General features: G+C 39.8%; 21 protein-coding genes and 1 tRNA gene. 7 read left to right on the top strand and 15 right to left on the bottom strand.

Features of this window, described 5'->3' with window-relative positions; genetic code table 11:
• Window positions 1-64: 64 nt before the first annotated feature.
• Together BCU75_RS24140 and BCU75_RS24135 are read right to left on the bottom strand one after the other, a co-directional pair.
• The gene (locus tag BCU75_RS24140) at window positions 65-328 is read right to left on the bottom strand and encodes a YfcL family protein (RefSeq protein ID WP_102475303.1); all 264 of its coding nucleotides are present in this window, start codon (window positions 326-328) and stop codon (window positions 65-67) included.
• A 9-nt stretch (window positions 329-337) separates the two neighbouring features.
• Complete coding sequence (locus BCU75_RS24135; RefSeq protein WP_017079495.1) at window positions 338-868, bottom strand: elongation factor P hydroxylase; 531 nt, start codon at window positions 866-868, stop codon at window positions 338-340.
• Window positions 869-1,181: 313 nt separating this feature from the next.
• Here BCU75_RS24135 and BCU75_RS24130 point away from each other — a divergent pair, with 313 nt between their 5' ends.
• Window positions 1,182-1,805 (top strand): trimeric intracellular cation channel family protein, encoded by a 624-nt coding sequence (locus tag BCU75_RS24130; RefSeq protein ID WP_004734183.1) that lies wholly within the window; start codon window positions 1,182-1,184, stop codon window positions 1,803-1,805.
• A gap of 108 nt (window positions 1,806-1,913) precedes the next feature.
• Here BCU75_RS24130 and aroC read toward each other — a convergent pair whose 3' ends face one another.
• The gene (gene aroC / locus BCU75_RS24125; RefSeq protein ID WP_004734182.1) at window positions 1,914-2,999 is read right to left on the bottom strand and encodes a chorismate synthase; all 1,086 of its coding nucleotides are present in this window, start codon (window positions 2,997-2,999) and stop codon (window positions 1,914-1,916) included.
• A 504-nt stretch (window positions 3,000-3,503) separates the two neighbouring features.
• On the opposite strand from aroC, the gene BCU75_RS24115 reads away from it, so the two are divergent.
• Window positions 3,504-4,808, top strand: coding sequence for a tyrosine-type recombinase/integrase (locus BCU75_RS24115; protein WP_102475302.1), 1,305 nt, complete (start codon window positions 3,504-3,506; stop codon window positions 4,806-4,808).
• Window positions 4,809-5,042: 234 nt separating this feature from the next.
• Here BCU75_RS24115 and BCU75_RS24110 read toward each other — a convergent pair whose 3' ends face one another.
• Window positions 5,043-6,236, bottom strand: coding sequence for a helix-turn-helix domain-containing protein (locus BCU75_RS24110; RefSeq protein WP_102475301.1), 1,194 nt, complete (start codon window positions 6,234-6,236; stop codon window positions 5,043-5,045).
• A gap of 1,028 nt (window positions 6,237-7,264) precedes the next feature.
• On the bottom strand, window positions 7,265-8,446 hold the full coding sequence (locus tag BCU75_RS24105) for a hypothetical protein (protein ID WP_102475300.1): 1,182 nt from the start codon (window positions 8,444-8,446) through the stop codon (window positions 7,265-7,267).
• A 102-nt stretch (window positions 8,447-8,548) separates the two neighbouring features.
• Between BCU75_RS24105 and BCU75_RS24100 the strand changes: the two genes are divergently transcribed.
• Together BCU75_RS24100 and BCU75_RS24095 are read left to right on the top strand one after the other, a co-directional pair.
• On the top strand, window positions 8,549-8,740 hold the full coding sequence (locus BCU75_RS24100) for a helix-turn-helix transcriptional regulator (RefSeq protein WP_102475299.1): 192 nt from the start codon (window positions 8,549-8,551) through the stop codon (window positions 8,738-8,740).
• Between the two features lie 11 nt (window positions 8,741-8,751).
• Window positions 8,752-9,531, top strand: coding sequence for a DNA repair protein (locus tag BCU75_RS24095; RefSeq protein WP_102475298.1), 780 nt, complete (start codon window positions 8,752-8,754; stop codon window positions 9,529-9,531).
• Window positions 9,532-9,636: 105 nt separating this feature from the next.
• On the opposite strand, the gene BCU75_RS24090 is transcribed toward BCU75_RS24095, so the two are convergent.
• Both BCU75_RS24090 and BCU75_RS24085 read right to left on the bottom strand, forming a co-directional pair.
• On the bottom strand, window positions 9,637-9,897 hold the full coding sequence (locus BCU75_RS24090; protein WP_102475297.1) for an AbrB/MazE/SpoVT family DNA-binding domain-containing protein: 261 nt from the start codon (window positions 9,895-9,897) through the stop codon (window positions 9,637-9,639).
• Between the two features lie 247 nt (window positions 9,898-10,144).
• Window positions 10,145-11,053, bottom strand: a complete 909-nt coding sequence (locus tag BCU75_RS24085) for a P63C domain-containing protein (RefSeq protein ID WP_102475296.1) — start codon at window positions 11,051-11,053, stop codon at window positions 10,145-10,147.
• 43 nt (window positions 11,054-11,096) lie between these two features.
• Between BCU75_RS24085 and BCU75_RS24080 the strand changes: the two genes are divergently transcribed.
• Window positions 11,097-11,348: a helix-turn-helix domain-containing protein gene (locus BCU75_RS24080; protein ID WP_425336952.1), complete on the top strand. Its 252-nt coding sequence runs from the start codon at window positions 11,097-11,099 to the stop codon at window positions 11,346-11,348.
• Between the two features lie 193 nt (window positions 11,349-11,541).
• Here the strand turns inward: BCU75_RS24080 and BCU75_RS24075 are convergent, their stop codons facing one another.
• From BCU75_RS24075 to BCU75_RS24045, 7 genes are all read right to left on the bottom strand, one after another.
• A complete protein-coding gene (locus BCU75_RS24075; RefSeq protein ID WP_102475294.1) occupies window positions 11,542-12,333 on the bottom strand; it encodes a M48 family metallopeptidase in 792 nt (263 codons plus the stop codon).
• A gap of 2 nt (window positions 12,334-12,335) precedes the next feature.
• A complete protein-coding gene (locus tag BCU75_RS24070; protein WP_102475293.1) occupies window positions 12,336-15,653 on the bottom strand; it encodes a type I restriction endonuclease subunit R in 3,318 nt (1,105 codons plus the stop codon).
• The gene (locus tag BCU75_RS24065) at window positions 15,653-16,387 is read right to left on the bottom strand and encodes a retron system putative HNH endonuclease (RefSeq protein WP_102475292.1); all 735 of its coding nucleotides are present in this window, start codon (window positions 16,385-16,387) and stop codon (window positions 15,653-15,655) included. Before BCU75_RS24065 ends, BCU75_RS24070 begins: the two co-directional genes overlap by 1 nt.
• Window positions 16,384-17,772: an AAA family ATPase gene (locus tag BCU75_RS24060; RefSeq protein WP_102475291.1), complete on the bottom strand. Its 1,389-nt coding sequence runs from the start codon at window positions 17,770-17,772 to the stop codon at window positions 16,384-16,386. The genes BCU75_RS24065 and BCU75_RS24060 overlap by 4 nt, the downstream gene beginning before the upstream one ends.
• 100 nt (window positions 17,773-17,872) lie before the next feature.
• On the bottom strand, window positions 17,873-19,102 hold the full coding sequence (locus tag BCU75_RS24055) for a restriction endonuclease subunit S (protein WP_102475290.1): 1,230 nt from the start codon (window positions 19,100-19,102) through the stop codon (window positions 17,873-17,875).
• Window positions 19,092-20,669 carry a type I restriction-modification system subunit M gene (locus BCU75_RS24050; protein WP_102475289.1) on the bottom strand — a complete coding sequence of 526 codons (1,578 nt, stop codon included), beginning with the start codon at window positions 20,667-20,669 and terminating at the stop codon, window positions 19,092-19,094. The genes BCU75_RS24055 and BCU75_RS24050 overlap by 11 nt, the downstream gene beginning before the upstream one ends.
• Window positions 20,670-20,689: 20 nt before the next feature.
• Window positions 20,690-21,265, bottom strand: coding sequence for a restriction endonuclease subunit S (locus BCU75_RS24045; protein ID WP_157933923.1), 576 nt, complete (start codon window positions 21,263-21,265; stop codon window positions 20,690-20,692).
• A gap of 176 nt (window positions 21,266-21,441) precedes the next feature.
• On the opposite strand from BCU75_RS24045, the gene BCU75_RS24040 reads away from it, so the two are divergent.
• Window positions 21,442-23,082 (top strand): TIGR04141 family sporadically distributed protein, encoded by a 1,641-nt coding sequence (locus tag BCU75_RS24040; RefSeq protein ID WP_157933922.1) that lies wholly within the window; start codon window positions 21,442-21,444, stop codon window positions 23,080-23,082.
• A 115-nt stretch (window positions 23,083-23,197) separates the two neighbouring features.
• On the opposite strand, the gene BCU75_RS24035 is transcribed toward BCU75_RS24040, so the two are convergent.
• Window positions 23,198-23,274: transfer RNA gene (locus BCU75_RS24035), tRNA-Arg, on the bottom strand.
• A 210-nt stretch (window positions 23,275-23,484) separates the two neighbouring features.
• On the opposite strand from BCU75_RS24035, the gene folD reads away from it, so the two are divergent.
• Window positions 23,485-24,342, top strand: coding sequence for a bifunctional methylenetetrahydrofolate dehydrogenase/methenyltetrahydrofolate cyclohydrolase FolD (folD, locus tag BCU75_RS24030; protein ID WP_004734180.1), 858 nt, complete (start codon window positions 23,485-23,487; stop codon window positions 24,340-24,342).
• Window positions 24,343-24,377: the final 35 nt, after the last annotated feature.

Here is a 24,377-nt window from a genome sequence, read left to right as displayed (position 1 = left end):
ATTATTGGTGCGCTCAAAAATGAGGAAGGAGAGTAGTGAGCGAATAATGATAAATAGCTAGCGATTAAGCTTGGTTTTGTAGCTCAACCCAAAGGTCATTGACGATCGTGCGGTCTGCTGGCGTCAGTTCAGAGCGAGCGTCATCTAAGCTCTTCTCAATGCGAGCTTTTACTTCGGCTACGTCTTCAATGCCGTCTTCTTCACATGAAGCCACTGAAAGAGAAATATGACCACGTAAGTAACCACCTGCAAACAGTTCATCGTCTGATGCGTTTTCAATGCGAGCATCAATTACTTCAAGTAGTTTTTCTTCAAATTCGATAATCATAATATTCTCTTATTTCACAATAAATTGGCTAGTACATAAAGGTGCAACATCATAGAAGCTGCGTAATGCTTCAGAGAGCATTTTCACGCGAGGCGGAAGACCAGCTTCAAAGATACCCATGACTTCGCTGTGTACTTTATTCATAAAGGCCAAACGATCTGGCTCAAAATCGCCGTGTAGATTGTCACAGCTGACATTAAAAGGAAAGCCTGCACTGGTCGCAATGATCCATTCATACGCTTGTGGGCGAATTTCTACTTTTTCAAACTCAGCTTGAACCGACTCAGTTCGGCCATCAGGCTCATACCAGTAACCAAAATCTTCCAATAAACGACGCTCAGGACCAGCCACACACCAGTGTGCTATCTCGTGAAGTGCTGACGCGTAAAAGCCGCGAGCGAATACGATACGGTGATGAGAAACCTCCCCATCGGCTGGCAGGTAAATAGGCTCGTCCGCTCCCAGTTCTAGCTTGGTATTAAAGCTCTCGAAAAAGGTTTGATTGAAAATGTCGATGATATCTGGGTATTGGTGCGTCATAAGATCAAATTTAAATAAAAAGAACTGGGGCATTTTGCGTTTTTTTAAGCGCTCGGTAAAGCCCTATCACGGGCAATGACATTAGGTTCATCATAATACTTTACGGTGACAATCGATTGCTGATCCCAGATTACACCATTTTGAGGTGAATGATTAGTTTAGCTAATCTGAAATGCCTATTCACGGTACAAATATTCATTCGTCAACCAGCGTTTTTACTACTACACTCGCGCTTCATTTTTATATCCCTATGGCCTATAAGACTCTAATTTATAGACTCTAATTTATAGACCTAAATTATAGAGCTACAGCAATGCTACTAAGTGTTTTGTATATCATTGGCATCACGGCAGAAGCCATGACCGGCGCTCTCAGTGCTGGCAAACAAAAAATGGATTGGTTTGGTGTAATGTTGGTTGCAAGTGCAACGGCAATTGGTGGCGGTACAGTACGAGATATCTTACTCGGCCATTACCCTTTAGGTTGGGTTGAAAACCCACAATATCTGGCGATCACCTGTATCGCGGGTGTTATCACAACAGGACTGGCTAAATGGGTAATCAAGCTAAAAGGCTTGTTCATTCGTTTAGATGCTCTAGGTCTTATCGTGTTCAGCATCATTGGCACTAAAGTGGCGATGACCATGGGTCTGCACCCAATGATTTGTATGGTGTCTGCATTAGTGACTGGCGTGTTTGGTGGCCTGCTACGCGACCTTATCTGCCGTCAAACGCCATTGGTTCTGCATGAAGAGCTTTATGCATCTGTCGCACTTGTCGCTTCAGGTTTATACCTAGGTTTGCTTGAGCTTGGCATTAACGACGTAACAGCGACAATTGTTACGCTTGTGGTAGGTTACTTGCTGCGTATGGCGGCCGTACGATTCAAATGGCGCTTACCTTCGTTCCAGCTTGATCCTGAAAGCTCTGTCCATTAGATATGCTCAGATAAACAGAATATAAAAAGGGTTGCTTCATTACGAAGCAACCCTTTTTTGTTTCTATCAAATCAGTTTCAAGTCTGTTCTGAATAAAACGAAGCAGAACTAGATTTTTGGCGTTTCTGTTGTCACACCAAAGTTTTGACCACGGTGACGTAACAAGTGATCAAGTAGCACGATAGCCAGCATCGCTTCTGCAATAGGCACCGCACGGATACCCACACATGGATCGTGACGACCTTTAGTGATTAGCTGCGTTGCTTCACCGTCTTTAGTGATCGTATCACCAGGAACAGTAATGCTTGATGTTGGTTTAAGCGCAATGCTTGCCACAATATCTTGTCCCGTAGATATACCACCTAAGATACCGCCAGCATGGTTGCTGCTGAAGCCTTCTGGAGTTAATGGATCACGGTGTTCACTACCACGCTGATTAACCACATCAAAGCCATCACCAATCTCAACACCTTTTACGGCATTGATGCTCATTAGAGCGTGCGCGATGTCTGCATCTAAACGATCAAAGATTGGTTCACCAAGGCCCACAGGCACTTTAGTCGCAACTACTTGAATCTTCGCACCGATCGAGTTGCCTTCTTTTAGCAAGTCACGAATCAGTTGGTCAAATTCAGGTACTTTGTCGGCATCAGGACAGAAGAAAGCGTTGTTTTCGATCTCATTCCAATCCACTTTATCAATTGAGATATCACCCATTTGAGAAAGGTAAGCTTGGATTTCAACACCAAATTCTTGTTTCAGGTATTTCTTCGCAATTGCACCCGCAGCAACACGCATTGCAGTTTCACGAGCTGAAGAGCGACCGCCGCCACGGTAATCACGTACACCGTACTTTTGATGGTACGTATAGTCAGCATGACCAGGGCGGAATTTGTCTTTAATTTCGGAATAGTCTTTAGAGCGTTGGTCTGTATTTTCAATCAATAGACCAATAGAAGTGCCCGTAGTTTGGCCTTCAAATACACCTGATAAAATCTTTACTTCATCCGCTTCACGGCGAGCCGTTGTATAACGAGAAGTACCTGGGCGACGACGATCCAAATCTCTTTGAAGGTCTGCTTCGGTAATTTCTAATCCTGGTGGGCACCCATCTACGATACATCCTAGTGCGATACCGTGACTTTCTCCGAACGTAGTCACGCGGAAATGTTGTCCGATACTGTTTCCTGCCATTACTTCCTCTAAATCAGCCATCACTCAGAAGGTTTGATTCCTAAACCAACCGGCTAATAGCTTTACTTGTCTATTCTTCGTGAATTCATAGTGGCTTTATTACCAAATTATGTAAACCCCAAAAAACGAACAATTTTAACTTTCTATTACATAAGCCGAATGAAATGAATAACGAGGGAAAATGAGTGGCGCTTTAATAAAAGTACTTTTAATATGGTAGAAATGCAAAAAACCCGACAACTCAGGGAGTTATCGGGTTTCTTTAAATAGTGGTACGCCCTGAAGGATTCGAACCTTCGACCACCTCCTTAGAAGGGATGCGGTCATATTATTACATTAAATTCCCCAAAGTCACACAATCCATCAAAATCAACACCTTACAAGAACCACATAGAATAATCCTATCACTTATAGTTACATTTAGCTACACTGCATCAAACACTAACCCGACTACGTAGCCGACTACGAATTTTAACAAGTAGCGGGGAATGCAAGGTGACTAACATGTTAACTGTAAATCAAATCAAAGCACTACCTGCCAAAAAGACTGCCTATTACAAACCTGATAATACAGGTGAGCGCGGCACTGGACGCTTAACGGTTCAAGTAACTCCCGCTAACTCTAAGATTTTCAAGTTCAAATACCACAAAGAGAAAAAAGAGGTCTTTATCACCCTGGGCAAGTTCCCTGCCCTCACCCTATCTCAAGCTCGTGAGCTAGCTAAAGAATACAGCGCTATGATCTCTCAAGGATTAGATCCCAAAGGTGAACTTGAGAAGCGCTCTAAAGAGCGAGAGCAAAAGGAAAAAGCGAACAATGCATTAGGGACTTTTGAACAGCTTATCGAGTTCCATAGACAAAACAAAAAAGACATAGGAAATCGCAGTTACGAGGACGAATATCAATTGATAGAGAAAAATGTATTCCCTCACCTCGATATACATAGAAAAGCGAGAGACTTTGAAACAGAAGATTTTCTAGACATATTATCAATCCCGATTGAAGACGGATTTGATGATAAAAGTAATAAAATCCGCTCTATTCTTCATGCTGCATTTAACTTTGCTCTAGGGTTCGAAAATAACCCAAAATTTCGAAAAAGAGGGACAAAGTTCGCAATTAAAAACAACCCTATATCAAATATCCCTAAACAGCCTGAGACAATAGGCTCACACTACCTATCTTGGGAAGAAGTAACCCAACTGTTGTATGACATGAAGCATCGATATAGTGATTTGAACTTTGCGTATCAAACACGGCAGGTACTAAGGCTTTGTTTTCATCTGGGCGGGCAGCGTCCACACGAAGTAGTTACTATCAAATGGTCTAATATAGATTTTACTCAACGAACCGTACTCATCAGTGAACATGACCAAAAAAAGAAAAAGAACCATATAGTTCCCTTGACGGATTCAGCAATAGAGATACTCAACGATATTAAAGAGCAAACTCGTGATACTAGTCCATTTGTTTTTTTTAAAAAAACAAACTCAAACGAGCACATGCCAACTAATACCATCGCCCAGGCTCTTTTAACTTACAAAAGAAAGACAAGTATTCGGCAGTTTATCGCTAAAGATTTTCGTAGAACAGTAAAAACCCTAGGCGGGGAAATCAAGATTTCTAAAGAACATCGAGATCGAATACAGGGACACGCAATTAATGATGTCTCTGGTAGACACTATGATATGTATGAGTACATCGATGAAAAACGACTAGGGCTTGAGGCATGGGAAAAAGCACTGAATGGACGTTTGGATGAATATAAGCACTTATACTCTGAAAGAGAACTACCGTGGGTAAAATAGAGAAAGAATACCCTCATAGAGGGTATTGATTCTAAATATCAATCAAGTATCACGTTGATAGACTCTTCATTAAGACAAATTGTTAATGCAGCCTATGAACACTGTTCAACTTTGATATAAGGCTTAAGTAAACTCACCTTTGCTCCAAAGTGTGCCTGTTTCGGTAGAAACAATTGCTTTCTCAAAGCAATATGGCATTACTACGTCCCTACTCCTAACTGTCTAATATTAAGCTTATAATAGAACAATAGCCTCAGGTACGTATCCTCCTGCCTTCGCAATTTTTTGCTTAAGCTTGTATAAATTGTCGCTAGGCATACCGACCCATTTTCTGAGTTCCTCGACTTGTCGGTACAATTCTAAAGAACTAATGTTGGTGATAACTGCGATCCTATCATTTGGTTGAACAATTGGTTCACGATCATTTAATTCAGTCGGATACTCCAAAATGTTTTGATCTTCAAATTCCATAATGTCTGCCGTCATATGTATTAAAAAGTGGTAATTCATGTTTTCACTTAAATACACTTCGCACCTGATATCACCCCATCGATCTGGTTTAGGCTCTTGTTTCTTGGGAGACAAGATAGGTTGGTCTCCGAAAGGACTATTTCTTGAGTGGATGTCTTTGTAACTATGAGCACTTCCTAGAAGCTTTTCTATTTCTTTGTTTATTGGATAGTTAACCGATGATTCGGATTGTAATGTTAGTATGCGATCCCCAGTCATTACGAGAGAAGTTCGATCTTTAGTCGGGTTGATGTTGACTAATCGTTCGCTACCAAACTCATACTCGATTATGTGTTGTTTCAGGCACCACGATAAGTACAAACTATGAAAGATTCTTTCGTCCGAGATTGTTATATTTTCGATTATCAGTTTATCTTTTGAGTTCCAACCTTGTTTCTCAGTATTTGCCCACTTAAATGTCCATGATAGTCCCGAATCTAGAAGGTGTTTTTGATAATTTAGGCAAATACTTTGAAACTCGTCCTTGACTAAAAGGCTGTTAATATTATCAATGGCTTGCTCTCGGCTAAGAGATGTTTCCAAGTTATTATCTTCTCTGGAGCTACAGTGACTGATTATCGAATCCAAGTAATCTGCGTTTGAGAGCATCGTGAGGATCTTTTTGTAAAAACGATTCTCAGTAACTGGTAACAAGCTCAAAAAGAAAGTATCTAGATCTGGGTATAATTCAGCATATTCGAACCTTCCTGGATTTCTACGGGGAGCACCACATAGCTCAGTAATTCTTTCTATTAAATTTGGAGAAAGAGTCCCTTTTCCAGTTTTCATTTCACTTAAACGTGTCGCTTCAATACCAAGCGAGTTCGCTAGATCTTTTTGTTTTTTACCAAGGCTTTCAAAGTGAGCGATTGCATGGGTTACCCACAAAATCAAATCGTTTTTGGTTAGATGTAGCATGTCATTTCTCCATTTGGGTGTTGAAGAAACAGTAGCAACTCGGCGCTTAATTGTAATTACACAAATTTTGTAATTTCCTGTAATTTATTACAAATTAGGTATAGGGATAAGACTTTGGCAGTTAAAATAAATTATGTATTTCAGGTGATATTCATCAATTGCTGTGGTTCACACTTACTGAACTGTACCAGTGATACTGGACACACAACTAAGCAAGTTGCCACACTTCAGTTAATTCATGCTTTATTCAATTAGGAAAAACGTACCTGGAAATGTACAAAAATGAGTTTGAACACTGTTCTAGCGTATTTCATAATACTAAGTGTTTTTTTTGTTTTTGTTTTTGTTTTTAATTAGATATCGATAGATGAATAAGTCAACAAATATTTGAACTGTGTTCTCTGCACTTTTAATCAAAGAACCAGGAAAAAACATTTGTCAAATATATTAAATTAACCCTTTCAGGAACAGGTTCTATTTCTCTCTCTATTAGTGGTTATTATTTATAAAACAAGCCAATCATTAAAGTATTATCGATTAGGTTATTCCTGATAATAAAAGATAAAGTTTACACTTACTTAAATTAAAAATTAAAGCAACATAAACAAAGTGACCGCTTACTACCTAAGCAACACTAGAAGAGTGTCCGCTATCGGGTATAGCAACACTGAATTTTCGATTTAATGTGTCACTATAAGCAAACGCACTAGAAATGCGCCCTAACGCAGTGAAAATGCTGTTTCGCGCACTAGAAATGCGTTCTGACGCACTGCTTTTTTTGAAAATGTTGGCATATTTTGAATGTTTAATAACAAACTTTCTCAATGAGCCTTATATTAAAATTATAACTTTAAAATAGTTATGACAGTTATAATAGTTATAACACATTTATTTGAGGGAATGAAGATGTAAAATAGATCCAACTCTTATTTTATTTATAACCTATATATAAAATATATTTTAAACAAATTCAAATACAGAGGGAATTATGAATATTAATACTTTTTACAGTATTAATTCATACATAATTAAACTTTCATATTTTTAGCTATATTATTTATAGTCGTTCTAGACAGCCCTGACTTTTTAGCTATAAATGAATACGTTATTGAATCATTTGTCTCTTTTTCTTTAAGTAATTTATTTGCAATAGCATGCTTAGCAACATCAATCTGGCTTCCCGCTTTAGATCCTGTTTTCACTTCAAAATTTTCAACTACACACATCGACTCGTATCGGCTTAAACAATTCAATAGCGTCAATGACTTTTGCATTAAATTTGATTTCACTAGCCATTTATCAGAATCTTTATATTTCCACATATTCGCTTCAATCTGTCCACCTAGCTTTTCTGCGACATTGATGATCCAATCATCAAAGCTAACTGCACCAACACCTTTAGGTAATTTCGTAAAAGTATGCGGATAATGCTTCGAAGCAAAATCGAGAATACACTGTACAAAAGCTTGCCAATTATCAGCATCCTGATCCAATTTGCTTAGATCCCTAATTGCTAACGTTGGTGACGCAGCAAACAAATCTAACCACCTATAGAGTGTTTTCGCTTCTAGCTTTTGCTCACCGTTCTTATATCTCTCTAATTTAGTTTGCTCATTTAGATCATTTGAATGTCTATACACTGCCGACATTAGCCTTCGAGTTGCTTGCTTGTAAATATTGGCATTTCGTGATGAGTGGTGTTCTTTGCAATAGTAAGGGGACTGATTTACCCGCCTAAAACACAAAGCACAGAAAGGTAATGCCAGTACTATATAGTCTTTACTCGTCTTATCTGAAGAAGGCTTTTGCGGTGTCTTTCCTTTTGCTTTCACAAACATTTGTTCCAACACATCTATATAATCAATAATTGCTGGATCTTGTTTTTTCAAACCTGGCTTTTTATTTTTTGGATCATACGTACGGTAATCGATCAACCTTTCAATACAGGAACTCAAGCCACCACTGTAACGGATAAAGTCCTGAACCGTTCGGGGACGCTTTCCAACAAAAGAAACTAAGAAAGGTATGTTTTGGGCTAACACTACTGCTACTTGCTCTTCTATGGGGACATCAAAAGCGTCTAATACTGAGACCCCTCCTTTACTCGTCTTTTGAGTAAGCCTCTTTCCTTCCGATCTTGCCAGATCTTCTAACTGATCTAGGTTTCTCCGTAGCTGTTTATTGAGCTTTGCTGCTGCTAGATCATCCATGTGTGTCACCCATTGTGTCTTTTTGTCACTCTACAAGCCCATCAGCATATTACATATGATTACACCAAGACAAACGAACAATCTAAAAACGAGAATAATAAAATGATTGATAGAAAATTTATAAGAATAAATGAGTTAGCAAATCAACTTGGTGTAACAAAGGTAACGATTTGGCGTTGGAGGAAGGAAGGTCGATTACCACCTGCTACAGCTCTAAGCCCCCGAATTGTTGGGTGGAAACGTGAAACTATCGAAGCGTGGTTAGATGAACAAACAACAGAACTGGCGTACTGAGGAATAAGTAAATGAACGTACACACTAACGAACTTACTGACTCACAGGTACGTGAGTCAGTAAAACAAAAATACGTACAAGAAATGCTCAACGCAAGAAAAGACCCAGAAAAAGGGACGAGTTTTGACATCTACCTAAACGCATTTGAAGAAGCAAGAGCGGCTGGAAAGCCATTTAAAAACCCAACTCAGCTCCAAGATGCAGTTGGAGGAAAGTATACAAAAGTTCAGATCGTATTTAGTGTGCTAGATACAATGCAATCAAGAGTAACAAGAAGCTATAGCGAAATCCCCGAATGGTTTTCTGCTCCTATTGAATCAGCCATTAAACTTGATTTAAATGCCTTATGGCAAGCTGTAGAGCAAGATATATCTCAGGTTGTCGAGACTCGGGTTAAAGTTGCGGAACACCAAGCTGAGCTAAAACGACAGCAGGTAATTCAGTCCAGCGAAACGATAGAAGATCTTCAAGACAAGCTAGCAGAGCTTGAACCTTTACCAGATCAACTCTCAGAACTCACAGAAGAAAAAAGCAATCTTTGTGATGAGGTACAAAGGCTAAAAAATCTAGTGCAAGAATTGCAGGTTAGCTCAGACGCTTCCTTTGAATATCAACGTACTAATGCTGTGCTAGCAGTAGAAAAGGACAGGCTACTAGCAGAAAATGACCTACTACGTACTGAGCTAACTCAATGCAGTGACATCTTGCAGCAAACACTAATTGAAAAAGCTAAACTTGAAGGTCGTTTAGCTGAGCGTAATGAAGTATTGAGCAATAATACTTTGAACTGATGAAAGTCACTTCATTTAACTACGATCAATCAGCTCCATGCTTGAGCTGATTTTTCTTCCCTATTTGCACACGCAATTCAATTGGTCGCTGATAAAGCTGAAATTTTATGTATTCTCGCGACCTTTCTTTCGCTTATTACCCCAAATCTGAAGCTGTGGATCTTGACGCTGTGCTTCGAAATCAGTGTTAGCCATAAGCTCTTTGGTATTGAATTCTGGCTTTTCTGTTAATGGTTTAACGACAATTCCGCCACGCTCGCGGACTAACGAAACTTTAGAACCAAGACTTAAATTCATTTCAGCCAGCCATTCGTCAGGAATCGTTAAGCCTGTTGAATTTCCGATTTTGATTAGCTCTTTTTCCATTTTACCCCTCCTGTCATACGCCCTAAATATCTCAATTCTTGCCATTTAGTTCGTTGGTAATTAGTTTCGCTACGATAATGGCTTTGTACTCCAATATCGAGATCTGACTTTCAAGTTTCGATATTTCTTCGTTAAGATACAAAGTATGCGTGGGAAGTTCTTGAAGTAAATCCTTATGGGCTAACACTAATGTTAAAGAGGGTGTCTTAATAAGACACCCTCTTATTAGAGATTACTGACTATTCTGCTAGTTTTTTTTAACGCCTAGTCGTTTAGGTTTTTCGCCAAAAATTTGATTAAACTTAGGTTTGAAGTCATCTTTGTTTGCAGAAAGCTCCATTACCGTTATTAGCTTTGTAATATGCTGATCTAAGTGAGGTAATCCAATATCTTGAGTTAAGTACCAATAGAATCGATTATTATGTCCACCTTTGTTGTTCTTAGGGTTGTCTTTTTTGATATCTTCCATTACTTCTGGTGGCATATAATCATAGACATATTGCTTAGTAAATTTGCCAACATATGGTGGGTTGGCGATACGTAAACTGCCCTCTTGATATTTGAATTCCCAGTCATATAGTCGAAATAACTCAGTATAGAACTTGCGTGGAAATCGTTCGGTCCATTTCATGAGGTCCTTAGAGATATAAGCCGAAAGTAAGCGAGTAAGCTCATTATGTTCTCTAATAAGCTGAAATTCTGTAACTTCATCAATGAGTGCGACAATGCCTATTTTTGCTAATGCGCGCACTAAAAGCTTACATCGCGTTGCTATATGCTCTTGTTTATCTCCTAGTACACCTGATTCTTGTGCTTTTATATAGACTTCACAGACTTCTGGAATTAATGTCGCGTCATACCCCACTTTCAGTTTACCGTCAGCAACATAGCTAACAGGTTGCGCAACTTCCCTTAATTCTTCAGAAATAAATGGCAATAGGTTTTTGGCACCAACGATTGAGGGTAGACCCTCTAGTCTTTTTTCCCCTTTTCGAGGTCTGGCAAAAGCATCAAACAGGGCTGTTTGAGTAATGATACGTTTATGGTTATCGAGCACTGCCACACCAAGCTTTACGTCCAATAAAGGTAAAATGCCGTCATTTAAAAGTGTTGGAGCATCTGAAAACTCAGTGTTTGTTATTAGTTTATTGCTCATGCTTTCTCCTTAGTGAGCGCAACACAGGCTGGTCACCCTGCTTTTGTTTTCTTTGACCTTTATGGTCCTTGTTTTTATTATTGTGCGGACCATAAAGCTTGTCAATAGCAATTTTACGTTAAACTCTGAAGCCAGTATCAAAGCAGGTTTTAGTCGAGGCTATCTTGGAAAAGTTGAGAGAGAAGGTGTAAGAATTACAGTCGAAAAACTGTATCAACTCGCTCGGGGATTAGAGTGTGATATTACCGATCTTTTACCTGCTGATCGCAAAGACCTTTTAGATAAAGCAGAGTAGATTGTATAAAGATTTTTAAACCAATTAATGAACGTGATACGTCAACGATTAATAGAAACTTACCAAAATCCCACCAGTGGGATTTTGGTTTTATGCTTAAAGCTCAAGCGTTGAGTTAAATCGAGTAGGAACACTGTTCTTATGCATTTTACGATTACCACACTGCATTCGCAGTGTGGATTCTCTATTTAAATTAATCGCTTAAATACAATTCTGCCATTCCATCAAGCTGAGACTTAACTTCTTTCCAGTTAGGCATGACACTGGTAAGCAATCGCCAGAATCGCTCGCTATGGTTATGTTCTGCAATATGACACAGTTCATGGAGAATCACGTAGTCGATGCAGTCCCGTGGCGCTTTTATAAGGTGGGGGTTTAGCATCAGATTTCCTTTCGCTGAACAACTCCCCCACTGCTTCTGCATTGGCATGACTCGAAAGCTTGGGATACCATCCACCCATGTAGTTTTAGGAAGTAATTCAGCTAGGCGTTGATGGAAGATTCGCTCTGCTCGCACCATATACCAGTTCCGAACGAGTGCTTTGACCATTGCAGTCTTATCGTCATTAAACCTTGCGAGCGTAACCTGTAGCTTGCCCCCCACCATTTTTGCAGAAGCAATACCGTCACGATCTTCGACAACCTTCAGGACATAGCGTTTACCCAAATAAAACAGCATCTCACCACTGATATACTGCTTCTTCTGAACATATTCTTGATGAGTGCGAAACTCTTTAAGGTTTTGGTAAATCCAATTCGCTCTCTTCATAACTGCATCATGAAGCTCACTCCTTTCGGCATCCTCTGGAGCATACACGATGATTTCACAACTTGGTTCAACACTGATCGTAATCTTACGTTTCTGTTGGGGTGTCACTTTATTCGGTACTAAAACTCTACGAACAACCTCGTAATCAACAGCCTCATCACCATACACAAAGCTATATTCTTCTTTGTTTCGCTCTTTTGATGAAATAGAAGTCACAGTTAATATTCTGCCATACCATAACCATTGATACCTAAACGAGTAATCTTGATGATTTCTTCAATGATCGTTTTGGCATTGTTCATTCCAATGGCTTTAAACAAAACAGGTAGTAACGACTTACGGATTTGGTTTTCGATTTCACTAGGGTTAATTGAAAACTCAGCGACAGCTTTGGTTACGACCGCATCAATTTGCACGGCATAGTCAAATCGCTCTTTTTCACCTAATGCCACGCCATCAACCAGTTTTAACTCAAACAGACCGTAGTAAGCCTGTACGAAGCGTCTAGCCTTAGAATCTAAGTCAGAGAAAAGCTCGTTAGGCATCGTATCTACCCTACGCTCTTTTACTTGTTGTTCAAAGTCAGCAAACAATAGGTACTGTTTTACTGGAGCATCAAACATCTCTTTCGTTTGCTCGATGGCTTGCTTTAGTAGCTTTGAAAAGTACTCTTTCGCATAAGGGTCATCTTCAAGGTCTTGATCAATCATTCTTCGGATTCGACCCGTAATTACATCTTTTTTGTTGGCGGCTTCCTGATCCGTCATTTGCTCAGGGTTTGCATCTTTACCCATATTTCCAACAAGGTAAGCACCTTCAGCCTCTTTAATTTCAACCCCACCAATATGCTTATCTAGCATGGTGCGAATACCGTCTGAATACTCATCGTAATCAATGGTTTCTTCTGCTTCTTGACGAACTACTTTTCTCAATTCAGACATTGATTTCAGCGTTTTCTTATATAGATCCCGTCTATTTAGTGCTGTTTTAGGATCAATCGTATCAAAACTCTTATCTTCAAAATAAGTGGCAGACTGAAGCCCTACTTTCAAACAGTTAGCAAAAGCTGATAGCGCATCATAGAAGTCATGACGCTTCTTCAAATTGAGGTCGGTTAGCTGTCCATCGATCAATTCAATATGAGGAGTGAACACACTGATCATTGCTTGGTGATCACCTGTATTCTTAACCTCACTAAAGAATGACCACAGCTCAGAATATAACCCTGGTAGCTTCTTATATTCTGTATCCATGCTGTGATACAGACCTTTGATATCTTCAATATCGTAGCCACCCAAGGTTCTTTCAGCTAATTGTTGGTAGTTATCTATGGTTGTATCCAGTTCCGTTAATACACCGAAATAATCAATCAAATAACCGAACTGTTTCTTCTCATGGAGACGGTTCACACGAGCAATCGCTTGAATCAAATTATGCTCTTTTAGGGAACGGTCGATGTAAAGAACAGTGTTCTTTGGCTCATCAAAGCCTGTTAGCAGTTTATCAACCACTATCATCAAGTCGGGACCATCATCCTCTGCAAACCAGTCCACCATACGAGCAGTATATTTTTTTTCATCTTCACTACCAACATTATCCTTCCACCACTTTTGAACAATATCGATATCTTCGTCTTCAATAGTGTTATGAGCTTCTCTGGTATCAGGTGGAGACATAACGACTGTTGATGTCACTTTGCCAATTTTATCTAAGAACTGTTTATACTTGATAGCTGTCGTCTTATTTCGGCAGGCTAACTGCCCCTTTAAGCCCTGACGCTTAAAGTTTTGGAAGTGGTCTGAGATATCATGGGCAATAAGCTCCAATCGACCTTCGGTTTGATAAACCTGTCCTTTCTGAGAAAACTTTTTCTTTAGATCGGATTTTTGCGCTTCCGTGAGCTTTTCTGTAATACGGTCAAACCAAGCATCAATCGCTTTATCATTAGTGCTTAGATCAGGAACTCGTTCCTCATACAGTAAAGGCGTAACCGTCTTATCTTCAACCGCTTGCTGCATTGTATAAGAGTGAATGATCTTGCCGAACTTATCTTCGGTTTTATCACCTTTTAACAGAGGAGTTCCTGTGAATGCGACATACGCTGCTTTCGGCAACATTTGCTGCATACGGATATTGTTCTCACCATTCTGGCTACGGTGTCCTTCATCAACCAATACAATGATATCTTCGCTTTCGTTGTAGCAGTCTGGCTGTTTTATTGCGGTACGGAACTTATCGACAATTGAAAAGATAATACGCTCATTACCCTTACCTATTTGCTTAGCAAGGTGACTACCCGTAGTCGCTAACGCCGCTTTCTTGTCTTTTTCTGATAGTGCTCCGCCTGATGCGAAAGTTCTTGCTAATTGAGCTTCTAAATCCACACGGTCAGTTACTACCACGACTCGACATTTAGCAAGTTCCTTAAACCAAATAAGGGCTTTCGATAAGAAGACCATAGTGAACGACTTACCCGACCCTGTGGTATGCCAGATAACACCTCCATTTCGAGCGCCTTTTCGTTTACCCAATAAAGTGTCATCAAATGATGTAACACGCTCAATAAGAGCTTTAATACCAAACACTTGTTGGTAGCGAGCGACTATCTTGCCTACCTTTTTATCAAACAATGTATACAGGCGAGTCATCTCTAACAGACGGTCATGACGTAGCAAAGAAGCAAGCAATCTATCTTGATCGGTAACTTGTAAATCACCGACAGCGATAAGATTAAGGTAATCACTCTTAGCTTTTTCTGGGCGATGAGCAAAAATTAGATCTAGCTGTTTTTCAGTTAGTTTCTTATTTTTAAGTTGATTAAACTTAGATTCTTTAATCTCTTCTTCTTTCCACTTCGCCCAAAACTTAGCTGGTGTACCACAAGTGCCATAACGACCATCATGACCGTTAACAGACAGCAGTAATTGGCTATAGGCAAACAGGTGTGGGATCTCATCACTTTTCTGATTACGTAAATTCTGAGAAATACCTTCCGCTACAGTAGGTTTACCTGAGTGCGATGAAGCTGGTCGTTTCGCTTCAATCACAACCCACGGGAATCCATTAACAAAACAAACGATGTCAGGGATACGCTTGCCCGTACCATGCGCATTGGTCACTTCAAACTCTTCAGTAAAGTGATAGCTGTTGTTTTTAGCGTTTGTCCAATCAATGATTTGAATGGTTGGGCTTGCTTTCTTGCCCCCCACAAATTCGGTAATTCCAATGCCGTAAGTTAAAGCATTATAGAGTTTTTCGTTTGCTGCTCTTAAACCAATATTCATCGCTGGCGTTAGCTCTTGGATGATTTTATCGATAGACGCAGGTTGGAGCTTTCGCTCCTCTCCTTGGAAAGAGTATGTCTTCTTTTGCAAGGCTTTACGAAGAACATCAGAAAGAATAACGGTAGAGAGATTACCTCTTATTTCATTGCACTTTGTAGGCGGAATAAAGGTATATTTTAGATTGGTAAGGAGCGTAAGCGCTGGGATCTTAGCGCTCTGCTCCTCTTTAAAGTTTGGTAAAGGGTGAGACATTATGTACCTGACACTAACGATTGAACTGCCGAAGGAAAAGAAGCTATCTGTCCATTATGTTCGCTAATTTCGGCTCGAACTATATCGATTTGCTCATCTAAATCATCCAATTCTTCAATATCATCTAACACTTCTTTCATACGTTTGTAGCGTTGGTTCTTGAGGTATGGGTGATTGAGATTAAGTAACTTAATAGTGTATTCAGCTCGTTTAACCTCATCACCTTCCAAACCATTCGCAGGCTTGATTTCACCGCTGTGCTCGATGTACACAAAGTAGCGTTGACAATCTTGTTCAGTTGGTGAAATGAATAAAGCTTCGTCAAGCTCATCATCTTTAGCTTTTGCGCCAAACCACAACTGGTGGCTTAGATCTTCTTCGGCTTCCTCGCCTATAAAGAAGTCTTGCTTAAATTTACGTTGGTCTAAATCGTCAAGTACCGAAATAACAATGTTTTCATACTCAAAAGTTAACTCTGGGAACTTACTTCTAGGCTTTATATGCTCTAAATGACAGCCGTGTTTGCTATCAGCTTTCGACTTAAATTCATCGATATTGAATTCAGTCATCGCACACAAAAAATATTGCTGGCTTAATAAACGGTTCCTAATTGGCGTTTTTTTCAAACTGCCCCAGCGTTCGTCTGCTTCTGCTGAGGTTGTTGGTCTGCCAATTCTATTATTCTGCCTATCTAAGGTTGTTGTTCCCAGTTCTGTTTTACTGACTGTTCTCATGATGAACGCAGTCCTTTTCTACGAATCTTACGGTCTGCTTTTTGTAGTTCAGCGTGCTCTTTACCAAAAAATTCGTCTTGCTCAAGTTCAGCCCTGAGAGCAATTCCTTCATCAAAAGTATGAGTACCTAAATCGACCATTTCTAAATACTTCTCAAGCTTAAGTACTCGTTCGATTCTTGGAGTTGGATTAACTTTCATTACTTCCTTAAGAATATCGCTACTCGCAACACCATAAGTATCACCAATAACAGGAACTCTTGTACCATTATCAATAATTTCAATAGAGTCTTTTTTAACAGTAGATAGAACTTGAGGACTATGCGTAGTTACCACAAATTGAAGGTTAGGAAATGTTTTCTCTAGATTTGTAAGAACTGTCTGCTGCCATTTTGGATGAAGATGGGCATCGACTTCATCAATCATTACTATACCTTCACCAACTAATGGATTGTCTAGACTTGGATTAAGTACAGCCATGCGCCTAGCTATATCGCCCACTAAAGCAAGCATGCACTTCTCACCTTTAGATAATTGAGCAACATCTAATACTTCATCATGTTTCTTAATTGACATGTGAAGCCTTGGTTTCCTCTTAATGTGCAATTCCGTGTATTCAGGCATAAAAACACTAATAGCTCTACGAACAGTTTGAAGTTGTGGATCTTTTTTGCTTTCCTGAGCTAGCACTATCTGTTGGTAAACACTTTCTTCAACATTCTTTTTCAGGTCATCTAATGCGGACTGAGACATCAATGACTCATTCTCTACATCTTCTTGATACCTAAACCATTCAAAGAAATCGTTGAAATTAGCGCCTCGTAGCAAGCCATCGGTATAAGCATCAAATTGTGTGTATTCGGTTTTATTTGGAGTATCTACATCAATATCAGCCACAGTTCGATCATCAGGGTAGTAAATTATTAACGGTAATGAGGCATTATCGTCTTTCGTGTAATTCGCCCTGTATATACTTGCTAACTTGGTTAACTGAGTTAATTCACTCGCTTCGTTTTTTTCTTTCCCTTCTCTGCCTTTAACTAACTTCCATGACTGAAACTCTGAATCTTCGCTAGCCCATAGACTTGCTTGTGATTGAGCGCTATTCAATCCATCATGCTTAAAATAAGTCGTAATTGAAGACAATGAAGTGCCATTTTTGATCGCACTTTCATATATAGATGAAGTTGACCCACCTTCTCTTCTCAATCTTGCAACCAACCAATTTAAAGAAGTAGCTAAAGACGTAAGAATTGTTGTCTTACCTGCACCGTTATTCCCAACGATTACTGTTACATTAGATTTAACAGTCTCAGAGGTAGCAAGCGGCAGTACTAAACTTGAAAACCGTCCATAGTTTTCGAGCTTTAACTTCATTATCTTCATTTGCGATACCTAACTTATTCTAATAGTTGATTGATTCTAACATGGATAAAACTAAGTAGAACAATAACACCCTCACTAAGAGGGTGTTGATTTCTAAAGCTTAAGCAGCGTCTACCACGACTCGTCTTTTTCCTGTCAGTAGCTGTTGCATTAGTGCTTTTTTCTCTTGCTTAAAGTGTGCAAGTTTAGCTTCCAACACTTCAATTTCTTTATCGGCAGCAGTAAGGACTGAGGCGATTTTTTGCTGTTCCAAAGTCGTTGGAAGTAAAACAGGAATACTTTCACAATTGGTTTTATTCATATATGGGATCGTAGTTTTAGAAGCGACACTATCCATATAGGGCTTTTGCGATGAAAGCCAATAACTTAGGTACACATTATCAACCTCATCTGGGCAGACAAAAGCATGGAGTTGCTGATTTAAAACTAATGGTTCTGTTGCAATAGCGGTTAACCCTAACTCTCCAACAGCTGCAATAATTACACTTCCAGCGGGAACAATTTTTGCTCCACATTCTTTCACCGCACTTTGAGAGATATAGTTACTCTGGATAAACGATGGAATAAAGCGCCCAATGATTTCAGGTGTCGTAACCCAAGGTATCTCACCTTCAAATGACTTTGGTTTATTTCGTCCAGGAACTATTGATTTACATATTTTGCCTACAGGGTGCTTCCCCCACCCACCCTCAAATACCTTGCCTGTTTCAGGGTTAACCAAACGCTTCTTACCCGTCAAAAGTTGCTGCATCAAAGCTTTTTTCTGCTGTTTACTGGTTTCAATCAGCTTTTCCGTAGTGCTAATCGCTTTGTCCCATGTTGAGAGGATTTTGGCGATTTTGCGTTGTTCTGGGAGTGGAGGAACTAGCATTGGTAACTTTTCAAGTGTTGCTTTATTTAGCTTAAAGCGCCCTGCACCTTGTCTAGAAAGAAAGTTCGTAATATCTCTATGCTTAAAGTAATTAAAGAACCACTCTGAATCACAAAAAGTGGAACTTTCTAGTATATGTGCGTGATTATTAACTGTACATTTTCCTGAAATAAATTGTGTTTGAGCCATCACCCCAAACTTCAGAAAGTGATCACCATCTTCTCCAATCAACGCATAAGTTCCATCTTGCTCATATTCTGAGATATAGCCTTGGATTTTAGTGGGCCCATAATATGGATATTGACCTTTAATTGTTTCTCTTACTTCCTGACTAATAGGTTTTCGAAAGTTATTACGAATATTAAGAGCTTCATCAACTTTACATAACTGCCAGCCAGTGGGAACCTCTGAAATTCGAGCTTGAATTAGATCTAATTGTGAAATCGAATCAGGCACCATAACCTAACTCCTCTAGGTAGCCCATCATCTCTTTTTCAAGATCAGCAAGCTCGCCTTGTAGCTCTAGGCGCTCTTTACGCACAGCAACCAAGTCAATTTCTTCCTCTTCCTCAAAGGTATCAACGTAGCGTGGAATATTGAGGTTGTAGTCGTTCTCTGCAATCTCTTCCAATGTTGCTAGGTAGGAATATTTGTCCGTTGTTTCACGAGCTTTGTAAGTATCAACAATCTTCTGAATGTTATCGCCTGTTAGTTGGTTTTGATTCTTACCAGACTTAAATTCACGAGAGGCATCAATAAACAGTACTTTGTCATCAGATTTCTGTTTTTTAAAGATTAAGATAGCCGCAGGAATGCCCGTGCCGAAGAACAGTTTTTCAGGTAAGCCAATTACGGCTTCTAATAAGTTCTCTTCAATCAACTGTTGACGAATCTTTCCTTCACTTGATGCTCGGAAAAGTACACCGTGAGGCACAACCACTCCCATTCGACCGCCATCACTGGTAGGAGAAGCTGGCTTAAGCGTCTCAATCATATGTGAGATGAATGCATAATCACCTTTGGTTTTTGGCGGAATGCCTCTGCGGAAACGACCATGAATATCATCGGCAGCATCTTCATGACCCCACTTATCCAGAGAAAATGGTGGATTTGCGGCTACGATATCAAAATGAAGTAGGTCTTCTTTGCCCTTTACTTTCAGTTTCGGGTTACGGATGGTGTCACCCCACTCAATACGGTGGTTATCTTCACCATGTAGGAACATGTTCATTTTCGCTAATGCCCATGTTGAGTTGATCGACTCTTGCCCAAACAGTGCATAACTCTTTGAACCACCGAATGATTTACGAACTTGATTACCGCACTTAAGCAGTAGTGATCCAGAACCACATGCAGGGTCACATATTGAATCGCCCTCTTTTGGCTCAAGTAGAACAGAAAGAAGATCTGAAACTTCTGGTGGTGTATAGAATTCACCTGCGGTTTTTCCACTCCCTGCGGCAAAATGCTTGATCAGGTATTCATAAGCATTACCAATCACATCTAGGTTGCCAACGCGACTTGGTTTAAGGTTAAGGATATCCTTACCAAAGTCTTCTAACAGGTGACGTAACAATGTGTTCTTTTGCTTTTCATCGCCAAGCTTATCAGTATTGAAGCTAATGTCTTGGAACACGTTCTTAAGCTTAGTGCCATTTGCTTCTTCAATTGCGTGTAGCACTTGGTCAATACGAGTACCATTCCCTGGAGTGTCTTTACGTTCAAAAAGACTGTAAAAGTTCGCCTTAAATGTCTCTTTAACTTCATTGTTATCACCAAGAATATCAACCATTGGTAACTGAAAACTTTCGTTTTCCATCATCGCAGTGATCAATTCAGGCTCATCACCATACTCCGCTTTGTAATTGTCATAGTGGTCTTGCCATACATCGGAAATGTACTTTAAGAAGAGCATAGTTAAGATGAAGTCTTTGTATGTATCTGCACTGATAATGCCTCGGAAAGTGTCACAAGCACCCCATACTGCATTATTGATTTCATTTTGGCTGATTTTAATGTCTGACATTATTCGTATCTCTAGTAATTCTAAATTTGGTTTAGCATCTGAGTTGCGATGGAATCCAACTCTATATGCCTTAATTCGATCAGGCGTTGATAAGCTTGCTTTTCTTGTTCTGCACTCTTAACTAACTTCATCAACACCCTTTGCTTTTCTAACGAAGGTATTGAAAGTGGTGTTTGCTCTAGTACAGCCCTTTTTATACTGACTTGCGCAGTACCTTCCGCTGACTGTAATAAATACCTTTGAACTAACGACTGGTTAATTTGCCACGCTAAAAACTCTGGCAACACTTTATCGCTGTTAATTCGAAGCTGAAAAAAGTGAGGAGAGCATACTGTTGGCTTATCTAAATTTTCTATATGTGAGGCGAGATTCCTCCCCCCTCTTGCAGCAAAGATAATATCGCCTTTCTGTAACCATTCAGGCTCTTTGCGCCCTACGACCTCAGTTTTGACCAAATTATCCCACTGAATAAGACCTAGTTCATCTTGGTCTCTTACTTGGATGACATAGCCATTTCCTTCATCCGATTCTTTAATCGAACCTCGAAATGGATGCCCTGCTCTTATCTCAGCAATGTCTTGTAGTTTTAACTTCATAAGCACTTGCATCATTTTAGTTGATGCAGAATATATTAAGACATAAAAACAAGACCGTCAACTGCATCAATCCAAATGACGCAATAAAAGTAAGACTTGACGCATGACATCTCACCGATCAAGAATAAATGCATCATTTAAAATGACGTAATTAAAACAATAAAAAGGATATTAACTTGACCAGTACATCTACTTCTATTTATCTATTAAAAAACTCTCTCCCGTCCACTGTAGTTCCAATCAACACGAGTGGATGCTCCGAGTACGTTCTTAACCTCGAGAGTGAAGAAATTAAAGCAAAGCTCTTTATTAAACAACCAACTAGCAACAAACCAGCTTTCGCTAATCTTTTCTCTGAGCAACCAAACTTTAGTGATATGAACTTTGGTTCTAATCAGTCAACTGGTGCAGTCGTATCTATTGATGTTGCAGGTCGAACATTTTATCTAACCTTTGGTCAAGGATTTCATTTACTTGACAAAACATACTTCGAGCCAAACTTTGGACTTCGTGTTGCCTTAAATTCAATGGACACCGAGCAGATCAGAAGCGTAGATACAGCTTCAAACAAAACTGTCCCACTTAATACTCGAAGTCAGAGCGGATTAGGGTCAAAAGTGAATACCTTTCCGATCGATGTTGATGAAGATATGCTCCAAGCAATCGTAGGTAAGTCTGCCGAATCCGTTTTTAATAGTCGTATATCAGGTAAGCGATATGCCCTAGGGATGATGCTGACAGCAGACTTAAAACTGTTACCTACTGTCTTGAAAAAAGCCTTAGCTTACTTTAAAGCACCACTAAAGCCTGAGTTACAGTGGGTTGAAAACATTGTCGAAGTAACCAATGACAAACAAGTTGATCATCTTAACGATGAGTTAGTCAAACGCCTTTCTAACCTCAAGCAAAAGAGCTTTTATTTCATTGAGCCAGAGGTCATAGACATGGACTTAATCGCAGGTTATAGCTATGAGCCACGCAGCACCCAAAATACAACGATGCTATCGATTTCAAGCTACCTAAGCGTAATTCTTGGTAACGAAGTACAACTCGAACTCAAACACTTGAAAGAGAAGTATAAAGTCTATGCTAAAGATGAGGATCACGTAACAGTCAAATCATGGCAAGGTTACGAGTGCATATACGGTGAGCTTACATATAAAGGTGAGCACTTCGCAATTCGTAGTGGCATCTGGTACAAGCTAAATAAGGATTTTGTAAAGGAAGTGAATAATGCTATTAGCAATATCCCTACCTATAGCTATCCTTTACCAGTTTATGACCATAAAAACGAAGGAGAATACAACGCTGCTGTTGCTAAAAATGATAGGAATATTGAACTGCTAGATAAAAAGAACATTCACATTGGAGGTGGGCATAGTAAGTTTGAGTTCTGCGATCTTGCCAACACCAACAATGGTAAAGATAAAATATTCGACCTAATTCATGTTAAACACTACAAGAGTTCATCAGATCTAAGCCACCTATTTAGCCAAGGTCTTGTTTCAGGTGAAATTTTTCGTTCAAGTGAAGAGGCTCGTGAGAAAATTTATACGAACCATCCAAATGTAATGCCATTGAAAGACTCAAAGCAACTTCCTAACACCAATGATTACCGTATAGTCTTTGCTATCTACGGAGTAAAGAAACTACCTTCAAAGCTGCCTTTCTTTTCAAAAGTGAACTTAAGGAATGCTTATAGACGTCTACATGTCACACTAGGTTATGAAGTAGCCCTGGCGCATATTGATATTTCAAAGAAAAAGTTAGCTGAGATGAACCAGAAAAAAAAGTCTAATAATGCTAAAAAGAAGTGAAAGGGTTTCACATGATTACATTGAGCAACACGCTTACCCGACTATTTAGCCGACTACAAACCCCGAAAACGACAAAGCCCTGACAACTTAAAAAGCTGTCAGGGCTTATAGAATATGGCACGCCCTGAAGGATTCGAACCTTCGACCACCTCCTTAGAAGGGAGGTGCTCTATCCAGCTGAGCTAAGGGCGCGCTACAGGAAAGGATTATACGAATTCGAATCAGTAAAGCAACGGCTTTATGTAACATTCTGATCCAAGTGAGTAAAAAAAGGGCAATAGAATTATAAGTGTTGGAAAATAGAACAAAGCAAACGTTTGCTTGATGGTAATCAAAAAGATTTTCTGGAATAATGCGCCAAAACATCAGCCACTAACTTGAATATCAATACTAAGGAAATTCATGACTGCTCAAAATATTGATGGAAAGCTAATTTCTCAAACAGTTCGCTCTGAAGTAGCGGCACGTGTAAAAGCTCGTACTCAAGCTGGATTACGTGCTCCGGGCCTAGCGGTTGTTTTAGTGGGTGAAGACCCGGCATCTCAAGTTTACGTTGGCAGTAAACGCAAAGCGTGTGAAGAAGTTGGTTTCGTCTCGAAGTCTTTTGATTTACCAGCAACTGCCACCGAACACGAGTTGCTAACGCTAGTCGATCAACTCAACGAAGACCCAGAGATTGATGGCATTTTGGTCCAATTGCCTTTGCCTGCTGGTATCGATACTACTCACGTTCTTGAGCGTATCACACCTGAAAAAGACGTTGATGGCTTCCACCCATACAACGTAGGCCGTTTGGCTCAGCGTATGCCTAAGCTACGTTCTTGTACACCTAAAGGCATCATCACGCTGCTTGACCGTTACAACATCGATTTACGCGGCAAGCACGCGGTTGTAGTAGGCGCATCAAACATTGTTGGTCGCCCAATGACTCTAGAACTGCTTCTAGCAGGTTGTACGACAACAACATGCCACCGCTTCACCAAAGACCTTGAAGGTCACGTACGTCAAGCAGACGTTGTTGTGGTTGCCGTTGGTAAACCTAACTTCATTCCTGGTGCTTGGATTAAGAAAGGTGCTGTTGTGGTCGATGTAGGTATCAACCGTTTGGAATCTGGCAAGCTCGTTGGCGATGTTGAATACGATGTCGCGAAAGAGAGCGCAAGCTTCATCACACCAGTTCCTGGTGGTGTTGGTCCAATGACAGTAGCAAGCCTAATTGAGAATACAATGATCGCTTGTGAGCAATTTCACTCGAAATAGTCGGCAATGACAGCTTAGGTAGTAATACCAGTGGC

This window comes from Vibrio splendidus, assembly GCF_002873455.1.
Classification (GTDB): Bacteria; Pseudomonadota; Gammaproteobacteria; order Enterobacterales; family Vibrionaceae; genus Vibrio; species Vibrio splendidus_J.
Note: the sequence above shows the minus strand (reverse complement) of the source record. Positions and strands in the feature narration are given on the sequence as shown.